The organism is Hydrotalea flava, assembly GCF_001623405.1.
Taxonomy (GTDB): Bacteria; Bacteroidota; Bacteroidia; order Chitinophagales; family Chitinophagaceae; genus Hydrotalea; species Hydrotalea flava.
In genome coordinates this window covers 25,514-37,018 of sequence record NZ_LUHG01000040.1, presented here as the reverse complement: position 1 = coordinate 37,018, position 11,505 = coordinate 25,514, and the positions used below count along the sequence as shown (strand labels likewise).

The 11,505-nt window shown below is 38.0% G+C and carries 12 protein-coding genes; all 12 read right to left on the bottom strand.

Annotated elements, in window-relative coordinates; translation table 11 throughout:
* Window positions 1-99 precede the first annotated feature (99 nt).
* The 12 genes from A0F92_RS03380 to A0F92_RS03325 all read right to left on the bottom strand — a co-directional run bounded on the left by A0F92_RS03380 (window position 100) and on the right by A0F92_RS03325 (window position 11,406).
* On the bottom strand, window positions 100-717 hold the full coding sequence (locus tag A0F92_RS03380) for a lipoprotein signal peptidase (RefSeq protein ID WP_068241697.1): 618 nt from the start codon (window positions 715-717) through the stop codon (window positions 100-102).
* Window positions 718-774: 57 nt separating this feature from the next.
* Entirely contained in the window at window positions 775-1,062 is a 288-nt protein-coding gene (locus tag A0F92_RS03375) for a TFIIB-type zinc ribbon-containing protein (RefSeq protein ID WP_068241696.1), read from the bottom strand.
* 30 nt (window positions 1,063-1,092) lie between these two features.
* Window positions 1,093-1,569 (bottom strand): MgtC/SapB family protein, encoded by a 477-nt coding sequence (locus A0F92_RS03370; protein WP_068241693.1) that lies wholly within the window; start codon window positions 1,567-1,569, stop codon window positions 1,093-1,095.
* A gap of 78 nt (window positions 1,570-1,647) precedes the next feature.
* Entirely contained in the window at window positions 1,648-2,025 is a 378-nt protein-coding gene (locus tag A0F92_RS03365) for a SpoIIAA family protein (RefSeq protein ID WP_068241692.1), read from the bottom strand.
* A 61-nt stretch (window positions 2,026-2,086) separates the two neighbouring features.
* A complete protein-coding gene (locus A0F92_RS03360; RefSeq protein ID WP_074421079.1) occupies window positions 2,087-2,482 on the bottom strand; it encodes a hypothetical protein in 396 nt (131 codons plus the stop codon).
* 23 nt (window positions 2,483-2,505) lie between these two features.
* A complete protein-coding gene (locus A0F92_RS03355; protein WP_068241688.1) occupies window positions 2,506-2,829 on the bottom strand; it encodes a hypothetical protein in 324 nt (107 codons plus the stop codon).
* Between the two features lie 44 nt (window positions 2,830-2,873).
* Complete coding sequence (locus A0F92_RS03350; protein WP_068241686.1) at window positions 2,874-4,085, bottom strand: efflux RND transporter periplasmic adaptor subunit; 1,212 nt, start codon at window positions 4,083-4,085, stop codon at window positions 2,874-2,876.
* A gap of 26 nt (window positions 4,086-4,111) precedes the next feature.
* On the bottom strand, window positions 4,112-8,488 hold the full coding sequence (locus A0F92_RS03345; protein ID WP_068241684.1) for a CusA/CzcA family heavy metal efflux RND transporter: 4,377 nt from the start codon (window positions 8,486-8,488) through the stop codon (window positions 4,112-4,114).
* 260 nt (window positions 8,489-8,748) lie between these two features.
* Window positions 8,749-9,069 (bottom strand): DUF6660 family protein, encoded by a 321-nt coding sequence (locus tag A0F92_RS16020; protein WP_353744848.1) that lies wholly within the window; start codon window positions 9,067-9,069, stop codon window positions 8,749-8,751.
* A gap of 358 nt (window positions 9,070-9,427) precedes the next feature.
* The gene (locus A0F92_RS03335; RefSeq protein WP_068241681.1) at window positions 9,428-10,213 is read right to left on the bottom strand and encodes a hypothetical protein; all 786 of its coding nucleotides are present in this window, start codon (window positions 10,211-10,213) and stop codon (window positions 9,428-9,430) included.
* A 6-nt stretch (window positions 10,214-10,219) separates the two neighbouring features.
* Window positions 10,220-10,789 (bottom strand): DUF2911 domain-containing protein, encoded by a 570-nt coding sequence (locus A0F92_RS03330; RefSeq protein WP_068241679.1) that lies wholly within the window; start codon window positions 10,787-10,789, stop codon window positions 10,220-10,222.
* 2 nt (window positions 10,790-10,791) lie between these two features.
* On the bottom strand, window positions 10,792-11,406 hold the full coding sequence (locus tag A0F92_RS03325; RefSeq protein WP_167516782.1) for a class I SAM-dependent methyltransferase: 615 nt from the start codon (window positions 11,404-11,406) through the stop codon (window positions 10,792-10,794).
* Window positions 11,407-11,505 lie beyond the last annotated feature (99 nt).

The following is an 11,505-nucleotide window of genomic DNA, read 5'->3' as shown; positions in this document are numbered from 1 at the left end:
CGAAATTCCCTTTAATTCTATCAGTTCCGTTTGCAAAATCGGGTGAATTTCAGGCCTGATGTGATTATCTATGATCAGGCTGCCAATCACTTTCAATATTCACTTTTTTTTTAAAAACCGTTTTTGAAATATCAGAAGTGTTATTACACCTGTTGATACCCATACATCAGCTGTATTAAACACCGGTTGAAAAAATTCAAAGTGTTTGCCGGCCCAAATCGGTAACCCTGAAGGTAATGTTGTATTGATAAGTGGGAAGTACCACATATCCACCACACGGCCATACATTAAACCAGCATAACCGCCATTGGATGAAAATGCCCTTGCAATATTTTCAAGATCGGGATCACTATTTTCAAATATTAATCCGTAAAAAAGGCTGTCAATTAAATTACCCAAAGCACCTGCATATATAAAAGCCACGCAAATGATAAATCCTTTGTGATAATTTTTACTTATAATTTTCTTTATATAAAATGAACCCCATATTACGGCAATAAGCCTGAACAGTGTTAATGCAACTTTTGCTATATCTCCTTTCCCTAACTTCCATCCCCATGCCATTCCGGAGTTTTCTATAAAATGAAGCCTGAACCAGTTTAGACCAAACACTTTATGTTCTTCACCATAATAAAAATTTGTCTTAATGTAAAATTTTATAGCCTGGTCAATTACAACAAGAAAAAGAATAAATAATACTACTTGTTTCAATTTCATAATTATGCTTTACGCTACAATCTGTGCTTTGCTTACCGGCTAATTTATTTATTGGTTTTAAAAATCAAACAGGCTTCCAAGAAAGCCTCGCCTGCTATGTTTGCCATACCCGCCATGCTTACTACCTCGATAACCTCCGCCTTCATAGCCGTCTTGATTATATGGAGGCTTGTAATTTTGATTTTGCTGATTTTGATCGGGGTCTTGCTGTTCAAGAGATTTCTCAATTATTTTATCTAACTCGCCTTTATCAAGCCATACACCACGACACTTAGGGCAATAATCAATTTCAATTCCTTGCCTGTCGGTCATCAACAATGTTTCGTTACACGATGGACATTTCATATGTTTTAGTTTTTAAGATGAATAATTTATTTAAGTTAAGTTTGTTGAATCATTGGATGCTTTATCATTTTTGCTTTTAATTTTATTCATCCAGCTGATATACCACTTTTGCCGGTCTAACGATAACAAAAAGTATAGCATTAATGAAGCTACGATGGCAATAATAAAATTATCCATCCCTACTGCAACACCTACTGCTGCCGTACACCAAACAGTAGCAGCGGTAGTTAACCCGTAAGTAGCATTCGAAGTATTACTGTTGCCAATAATTCCTGCTCCCAAAAATCCAATACCCACTACAATGTTTGAAATGATCCTGGATGCCGCTGCTATATCATTAAACTCATCCGCTATAGCAGTAAATAGAGTTGCCCCAAAACAAATGGCAGCATAGGTTCTGATGCCTGCATCTTTTCCCTGCTTTTCTCTATCGTATCCTATAAATGCTCCAAATGCAAATGCTACCAAAAGCTTTACAACCATAATTAATTCAAATCTTATATCCATTTTTTGCCTTTTAAATATGATTACTTAAACAGTGAATCCTGACTGATAACATGCATTAAACATTAAAGCCCGGTTATATTAATTCAGAATCCATTCCCTTGCCTTTTCTCTATCGGGCAAATCAAAATACATTATGCTTGCCTTTGTAAAAGGTTTCATTATTGAATGCATCCACTTTTCCCATTTTTTAGCACCAACAATGGCAATTTTTTCAATATCTTCTGCATGCGTAAAATTCATTTTACCATAATTAACTTCGATAATGCCGTCTTCCCAAAAACCGGTTGAATCTGAAGAGGAGCAATCATCCATTTCAAAATACCACCTGACTTTTTTCCCGGTGCCGATAATATTATGGATAAAGGGGTGTATTTTCTCGTAGTCTTTGATACCCAACAAATCATTTGCCCTTGTTGCTATAATATTTTTTTGGGTAAAATCTAAAAGCTGTAGCATAATTGAAAAGAATTCTTATAAATCAATCCAGTTAATTTTCGTTTTTCGAAATCATTTAAGACTAATGATGTCCTCCGTAGTAACCACCATGATGCCCTCCGAAGATTCCGTGGTGGCCCAAATCAATATGTGGTGTAATTATCGGATACACATAAGGCCGGTAAAAACCTCTGCCAGTCCGTCTGTCATATACTATTGTTCGTACAATAGGCTGTGCGGTCTGTGACTGAAAAACATCTTTGGTGCCGTTGGCATAAACAATTTGCGCCACCTCTGCTTTACTGGTCACATATACGGGGCCGTCTATATTATCAGCCCTGTAATATCTCACTTCAGTGGTCCCCACTTCGGCTACTTTTCCATTAATGATTTCTCCTGTACTCAAGGTTATCATGTCCTGTGCGTTCAAAAAAGATGCAGATAACAGCATCACGATAAATGCAAATAACTGTTTCATAATTTTTAATTTTAAATGATGATTTATTTTTTCTTTGTATCCAATTCATTGTCACCCATTTTCATGCCCATAGTATCGATATCGTTTTTATAGGTGGTGTCATGCTGGTGACCGTCGTCTTTTTTATGATTGTCGCCATCATGCACATCATGTAGTTTTTCTTTATCTGCTTCTTTAGTTTTATCAGCAGCATTATTGCAGGCTGTAAAAGATGTTGCGATTGCTATAGACAGTATAGCGGTAACGAGTATCTTTTTCATAATTAAAATTGGTTTTGTTTTAAATAAATCAATCAGACAATTATTTTTTTGGTGGGTACGGAAACCCTGCCATTCAAGGTTTTCCATTTTAAAACGGGACAAACAAGGCAGGGCTCCGACCCATATAGAATTTATTCCTCCTCCACATTATTCATTTTCGATAACAAATCGTAGGCTCCGTTAACCACTACCTTGCTGTTTTTGTCAAAGCCTTCAGGTAAAATAATTTCTGTGTATCCATTTTCTGAAACACCGATAGTTATTTCAATTCTTTTAAAGGCAATATGCTTTTCAACAGTTGTATTTTTATTAGCATCATCTGGCTTTTTTCCCTCTTTCATTTCTTCTGATGCAATAAAAATGTATGACTTGCCTGCCGATTGTACAATCGCTTTATCAGGCAATGCAGTAGTGGTAGCAACACCAGTTTCTACAATTGCTTTCAGGTACATACCTGGTAACAGGTTTTTATCTTCCTGCAACAAATGTCCATGCACCCGAACCGTTCGCTCAGCACTGATTTCACGTCCTATTAAATACACTGCTGCAAAACGCTCTTTTGTTTCATTATTCAACACAAAACGTATTTTCTGACCTATTTTCAATTTTGGAACATCTTTTTCAAAAATGGTAAGTTCTGCATGAAGGTGACGGGTATCTACAATTTCAAATAGCTCCTGGTTAGCGTTTACAAACTTGCCTATGTTCACCAATACCTTAGTAACATAGCCTGATATAGGAGCATAAATATTTGCCCTGCCGGAGATGTTTGCAGGATTGATTTTATCAGGATTAATATTGATGAGTTGCAGCTTTGATTTTAAGCCCTGCACCCTTGCCATGATACTATTGTAATCGCTGCCGGCTTTTTGCAGGGTCTTCTTTGCATTTACATTTTCTTTAGCCAATTCCTGCTGACGGTCCAATTCTTCTTTCAGGTAAACCAACTGGCTTTTATAGTCCAGGTAGTCTTGTTGCAACTGAATAAATTCAGGGTTTTCCAATACAGCTATTACTTCTCCTTTTGTAACAGGTTTCCCTTGCAACAATTCAGTACTCTTTAATGTACCACCATAAGGAGAGGAGACAGTTATCAATTGCTGTGGAGGTACATCCAGCACACCAGTTGCCCTGATAACACTACTGAGGTTTTTATCTTCTACAGCGCCGAATTGTATGTTGACTGTTTTAAACTGGTCTTCAGACAAATCCACCATGTCAGCTTCTTCAGTTTTAGTTTCTTGTGCAGGGGCAGCTTCGGCACCTCCTTTGGAAGAGCAGGATGAAAGCCATATAGTGGCCGCAGTGAGTATAACAAGTGAACTTAAAAATTTTTGTTTCATATTAATTTTATTTTAGCCCGTTCTTATTAATTGATGCCGCCGATAAATTCGATAGCAATGACGGTTTGATTGTATTGGTTTAAAAGTTTGGTGTATTCCTGTTTTACAATAACGGCATTATTGAGTGATTGCGTCAACTCATAGTAACCGATTTCACCGGCAGTAAAAGCTTTTTGCGCCTGGTTGATGATGAGATCGGCTTGCGGTAAAGCAGTATTGCGGTAGTAGTTGATTTGAACTCTTTGTTTTTGCAATTCGCCAAACAGCCTTGTCAATTCGGCCTGCAGGTTGTATTGATAATTGGTCAGTTCTGCTTCACGACGCACCCGGTTTATTTCTGCCGCTTTTACTTTTTCTTTTTGCGCCCTGGCAAATATGGGAATGCTGATGCCCAAATTAACACCCTGGAAACGGCGGCCAACTCCATAATATTTATCAACACCGTTTACGGTTTGATAGCCCACCAGCGACTGGTTGAAATAGCCTACTGAGAAATCAGGTTTTAATCTCGATTGCTCAACAGCTTTCTCCCGGTTTGCAATATCAATCTGCTGTTTAATAAATGCCAGTGTAGGGTTGGCCGCAATGGCAGCAGTATCAAAGTTTACCTGTATCTGCTTTTCAATAAGTGAAGTGTCGGCAATGGCCGTAACAGAAGAATCTGCAGTAAACACTTTCAGACGGTTTAATTCAATACGGTAACCTTCTTCCGCATTTCTCAATTGCGCCTTTATCTCATTCACCTTGCTTTCAGCATTATAATTTTCCAATGCATTTGTTTCACCCGTTTTGTACCGCAACGCAGATGCCTTCAATACATTTTCGTAAATAGCGAGCAACTCTTTTAATAATCTTATTTCCTCAATCCAAAAACTTAACTGGTAGTAAGATGTTTTAGTATTCGCTGCCAGTTCAGTTTGATAAATTTTCAGTTGCCACTCACTGCTTTTGATATTTGACTCAGATAGCTTTATGAGACTTTTAAAGTAAGCTGGATTCGGTATGCTCTGATTAATATTGAAATTGTTATCATACGCTATACGACTGTTATACTGCCCAAATGTGAGTCCTACATTTGTTTTGCCATAGTCCTTTACCGTTTTTTTCAATTGTTGCTGATAACTTATATCCAGCGTTCCTACTTTTACCAACGGGTTATTCTTCATAGCTGCTGCAACAGCATCATTAAGATTGATGATTGACTTTGGTTGTTGTTGTGCATTTGCTGCAAATGATGAGACAAAAAACAGGATAAGCAATGAAGCCAGCCCTTTTGTTACATCGGTCTTCTTCGTCTTCGGTTTTATCTTTTCAAACCAGGTGTATAGCACCGGCAAAACTACCAACGTAAGAAAAGTAGCCGTAATCAATCCGCCTATTACAACCGTCGCCAACGGCTTTTGTACTTCTGCTCCGGAACCTGTGGACAACGCCATTGGTAAAAAGCCCAATGAAGCAACTGTTGCGGTCATTAACACAGGTCGCAACCTTACAGAGGTTCCTTTTAGAATAATTGCATTTATGTCGGTCATACCTTCCTTTTTTAGCCGGTTAAATTCGCTGATTAACACAATGCCATTTAATACAGCTACACCAAACAGTGCGATAAAACCCACACCTGCGGAAATGCTGAATGGCATTCCCCTGAACCATAAAGCGAATACACCGCCAATAGCACTCATCGGTATAGCTGTAAAAATGAGTAGTGAATATTTAATAGAACCAAACGTAAAGAATAGAAGCAGGAGAATTAATGCTAATGCAACAGGCACAGCAACAGATAATCTTTTATTGGCCTCTTCGAGATTTTTAAATTGTCCTCCATAAGTAATAAAGTAACCGGGAGGCATTTTTACCTGCTTCTCAATATTTTCCCGTATTTCTTTTACAACTGACGAGATATCCCTGCCTCTTGTATTAAAACCTACTATGATTCTTCTTTTGGCATCTTCCCGTTGTATCTGGTTAGGGCCTAACTGCAAATTCACATCGGCTACCTGTTCCAATGGGATCTGGTTACCATCAGGGGCCGCAACAAATAATCCTTTTACATCATCAATACTCTGGCGGCCTGTCTTTTCTAACCGCACCACCATATCAAAACGTTTCTCGCCTTCATATACAATACCCGCAGCTTCCCCGGCAAATGCAGCGCTGATGGTGCGGTTCACATCTTCTACATTTAAACCAAATTGAGCAATCTTATCCCTGTTGAGTTTAATAACAATTTGCGGAAGACCCGTAACCTGTTCTACATATAAATCTTCGGCACCCTTAACAGTAGGAACGATGGTTCCAATTTTCTTTGCCAAATCTGCCAGTACATCCAAATCCTCTCCAAATATTTTAATTCCTACATCTTGCCGTACACCGGCAATCAATTCATTAAACCGAAGTTGTATGGGTTGAGAAAGTCCATAAGAAATTCCCGGTATTTTTTCCAGTTCTTTTTGCATCAGTTCTGCCAGCTCTTCCCGGTTGCTGGCACTGGTCCATTCCTTTTTATCCTTTAAAAGAATAATCATATCACAAGCTTCAATAGGCATAGGGTCGGTTGGTATTTCTGATGCACCTATTTTCCCAATCACCTCTTTTACTTCCGGAAATCTTTTCATCAAAAGGTCAGAGGCCTGAGTGATTTTTTCGATGGTCTGAGTTAACGAACTACCAGTGAGTAACCTTGTTTCAACTGCAAAATCGCCCTCTTCCAATGTTGGAATAAATTCACCACCAAGTGTTTTGAAAATAAATAAACTGATAATAAATAGACCAACAGCTATACTTACTACAAGCAATTTCGTTTTTAAAGCACCTCGTATTAAAGGAGTATAAAGCCTCTGGAAAAATTTCATCATTTTATCAGATAGATTCTCTTTGTGGCTTATTTTTTTGCTCAATACCAGGGCACTCATCATGGGCACATAAGTAAGTGACAACAAAAAGGCTCCAAGGATTGCGAATGAAACAGTTTGTGCCATTGGTCCAAACATTTTTCCTTCAATACCTACTAATGCAAGAATGGGCAGGTACACAATCAATATGATGATTTGTCCAAAGGCTGCAGAGTTCATCATTTTACCTGCCGACTTATATACCTCATCATCCAATTGGTCTTGCGTTAGTCTTCCGGGTTTTCGATGCCCCAACTGATGCATGGTAGCTTCCACAATAATCACCGCTCCGTCCACAATCAAACCAAAGTCAATAGCGCCTAAACTCATCAGGTTGCCTGACACACCAAACATGTTCATCAGCGAAATAGCAAAAAGCATGGCGAGGGGAATTACGGAAGCCACTATTAAGCCAGAACGGATATTGCCAAGGAAAACCACCAATACAAAAATTACAATCAAAGACCCTTCAATAAGGTTTGTTTTTACGGTTCCGATTGCCCTGCTCACTAAAGCACTTCTGTCAAGGAAGGGTTCAATCACAACACCTTCCGGCAAGCTTTTCTGAATCTGTGTTATTTTATCTTTTACACTGTTAATTACAATGCTGGAATTTGCTCCCTTGAGCATTAAAACAATGCCACCAACTACTTCGCCTTCCGCATTACGGGTTAATGCCCCGTATTGCGTGGCATGGCCCAACTGTACCGTTGCAATATCTCTGACCAATACAGGGGAACCGCCGGAAGTTCTTGTAACTACAATTTTTTCAATGTCAGTAATGGTTTTAATAAATCCTTCGCTGCGGATAAAGTAGGCATTGGGTTTTTTGTCAATATAAGCTCCACCTGTATTCTGATTATTTTTTTCAAGGGCATTGAATACATCTGCTATGGATAGATTATAGCTGCGAAGCTTATCAGTGTTTAAAGCAATTTCATATTGCTTTAAAAGACCGCCGAAACTGCTTACATCGGCGATGCCGGGTGTGCCAAGCAACTGACGACGAACTATCCAGTCCTGTAGGGTACGAAGGGACATTGCATCGTACTTATTTTCAAAGCCCTTTTTGGCGTGTAAAACATATTGGTAAATTTCACCTAATCCCGTAGAAATAGGAGCCATTTCCGGGTTGCCTATATTATTCGGTATCTGGTTACGGGCTTCTATCAGCCGTTCACCTACTTGCTGACGGGCCCAATATATGTTGGCATCATCATGAAATACAACAGTAACTACGGATAATCCAAACCTGGATATGGAACGGATTTCCTGCACTTCCGGAATGGTGGCCATTGTTTGTTCCACCGGAAAAGAAATCAGTTGTTCTACTTCCTGTGCCGCCAGCGATGGGCTTAAAGTTATAACCTGTACCTGGTTATTAGTAATATCAGGCACGGCATCAATCGGCAATTTTTTTGCCGAGTAAACACCCCATATTATTAATGCAAGTGTAAACAGGCAGATGACCAATTTATTTTTTATGGAGAATTGAATGATTTTATTGAGCATAATTCTATTTAATGTTTTGAAACAAGTCTATAATATTTTATAATCATTCCTGCAATAGCCATCAGCATTAAAATGCCAAACACTATCATTGTAATGATTTTTGTAACCCGCATCCATTTCGGTTTTAAGGGTCTTTTATTTTGCTGTAAACTGGTTTACTGCGGGCCATTGACTTTTTTCTTTTAGTCATAACCAACTTGGTATCTTAAATGATAAAATGCAAACAGCAGTGTATGACGCTGCACTGAAAGAAGGGTTTATTATGCAGCTAATTTAGGCGGTTGCCAAATGGAATAGAAGACTTCGGTATTGCAGTCTTCATTATGAAGAGGAAATTTTACTGACTGAAAATATACTTTGTCAGTTTGTACTTTTAATAAAGGAGAGTTAAACGCTGAGGCGGCGCAACAGGAACAATTGCAGAAAGGGGTACAGGCCGCTGAAGAATGTTTATGCCCATGATGACTTGTAGATGTTGAAATTTTTGCCTGGGTTTTTACATTACATTCCACTCTGTCTCCACATGGAAGGCAGGACAGGTAGAGTAAAAAAATGGCTAAATATCTAAATACAAATTTCATTGGTTGCAAATATAAGGCGTTTTGTTTCAAATTAAACATTGGGTATGTGCAATTTAGGAATTTTGTTGCAAATCAGTCAATTAAGTGTCTAAAATCCACAGTTTCCTCACTATTTCTCAAAAACCAAAAAATACATACGTCTTAAATAAGGCCAGGCTTTATTATTTTTCAATGTGTATGTTCTGTATAAGCATGATAAGAGCAAAGATTGCAAGTACAAAAAGAGCAAGAATAATCCAAAGGGCATATTTCAGAACCTTTGGAATCGGTCTTTTGTTCTTAGTGCCTTGCTTTTTAATATCCTTCTTCATTTTTTAAATTGCAATAAAAGTTTACAACAAAAGCCCGGATATTAATACTAATTCAGAGTTGGGAAATGCATAGCTTTTTTCTTCCTGCGTTTGGTACTCACAAAGAATAATGCAAATCCACTTAACACTGTAACCAATCCAAAAATTGAAAAGAACCGAAGCAGAGTATTCCCAAAATTGTCCCTGCCTTCATAATCCATTGTGTGCATCATCCATAAAAAATCAAATATTCTCCATTTATTGTTCCTGAATTTTTGAACAGTTCCTAATTCGCTGGCTACATACACGGTGGTTTTTGATGGATGTTCAAATGTAATGGCATACGCAGGTAAAGGATTTTCCCGATATTCATGATGACCATCTGTGCCTGTTAAGTATTCAACTGATTTTACTTTTGGTTCACCGTTAAATCTCATTTTAGCTACACCAACTGCTTCTTCTTTTGTCAATGGTCCACGAAGCTGACCAGTAATTGCATCAGCCAGATGATTCATGGATTGTATTTCATGTTGGTGCTTTGTATCAGTGTGGGCGGCACTGATACAACGAACCTGGTAAAAAGGGTTACCAAATATTTCAATCAATTGAATGGATACAACTGAATCTATCCGGTGAACTTTCTTAATTGTATCTAAAACCATTGTTGGGGAAACCAATGAAATATTGGATGATAACAGCGGTGCATTTCTTTTTTGAAAATCTCCGTGTACTTCATCCATATTGCTCCAACTGAAGTAAAGTCCACCAATTGTCCATAACAAAAATTGAATGCCGAGTACTACACCGAGCCAGCGATGTATTTTGCGGATATAGTAGTGTTTGCTTTTTGCCATAGCTGCTTACTTTATTTTAATAGAAAACTCAATCCTGATTTTTTCCCATGCCATTGCAAGTTTTAAATCATTGCCTTTAGCAGGTTCTATAAAGTATTGCAGCCGCTCGGTGTGCACATTTTTCTTTGGTTTAACTTTTATTCTCACTACATCCTCCTTTTCGTCATACTCAGTTGCCAGGTGTTGTTTCCATTGTTTGTTAATAATAACTGTCCACTCATTTTTACCGGGAATGGTGAAGATGGCATATTTACCGGCAGGGATTTCTTTACCGCCCACAATAAAAGATTTACCAATTTCAAAGGTGGTGGCATCATGTGCCCCAGTTACCCATACTTCATTATAAGGAACAAGACCACCCCAAATAACTCTTTTACGAACACCGGGAGAATGATAATTGATTTTGATGCTGTCGCCATTGATGACAGCAACAGCCATTGATTTAATACTCTTCTTGCTGGTATCTTTTACTAAGTTGGGGTTGTAACATATCTCTTCATTTTTTTGCTGCTGTGCATTCGCTGATAAAGCTGATACTGCAAGAAAGAAAACAAACAGTTGAAAATAAAATTTCATGATTAATTATTTATAAGATTATATTTTTCTGCACTGATTATCTGAACTTCACCAAACATTGTTTTAAAACTTTTATTGATAGTTACATTTGCAAATCCTGCTTCTGAGATTAATTCGGGCAGTAGCCCTTTGGCATTTGCGTCTGTAGGTTTAAATCCATCCAGGCCTCTTATAATATTAAAGAGTGTTCTTTGCAACCACGATTTTGAACGGCCAAAATCTGCGATGTACAGTTTGCCATTATTACTCACTACCCGGAAGATTTCAGCCAGTATTATTTTCTTTTTAGTAGTATCGAGATGATGAAAAACAAGACAGGACAATATTTTATGAAATCTATTATCCTGGAATGGCAGATGTGTTCCATCATAATCAATCAGGAAAATATCAAGCCCCTTATCCTCACTTTTTTCAATTGCTTTGTTTAATATCTTCACATCAACATCAATACCGGCTACATTCGCTTCAGGCTGGAATTCCTTTATCATAATAGTTAATGTTCCTGTACCGCAACCAAAATCCAGTATTTTTTCCTTCGCCGAAACATTGGCTGCTTCAACCAATGCCTGTTTTATTTTCTTCTCAGGCATTGTAATACTTATCAAAAAATCATACAAAGGAGTTAGCCATTTGAAGCGGAGTGCCGGTATGTATTTTGTTTTACTCATTGCAATATCTCATTCCTGAAATGATGTAGTACATAAATCTTTTTTAAA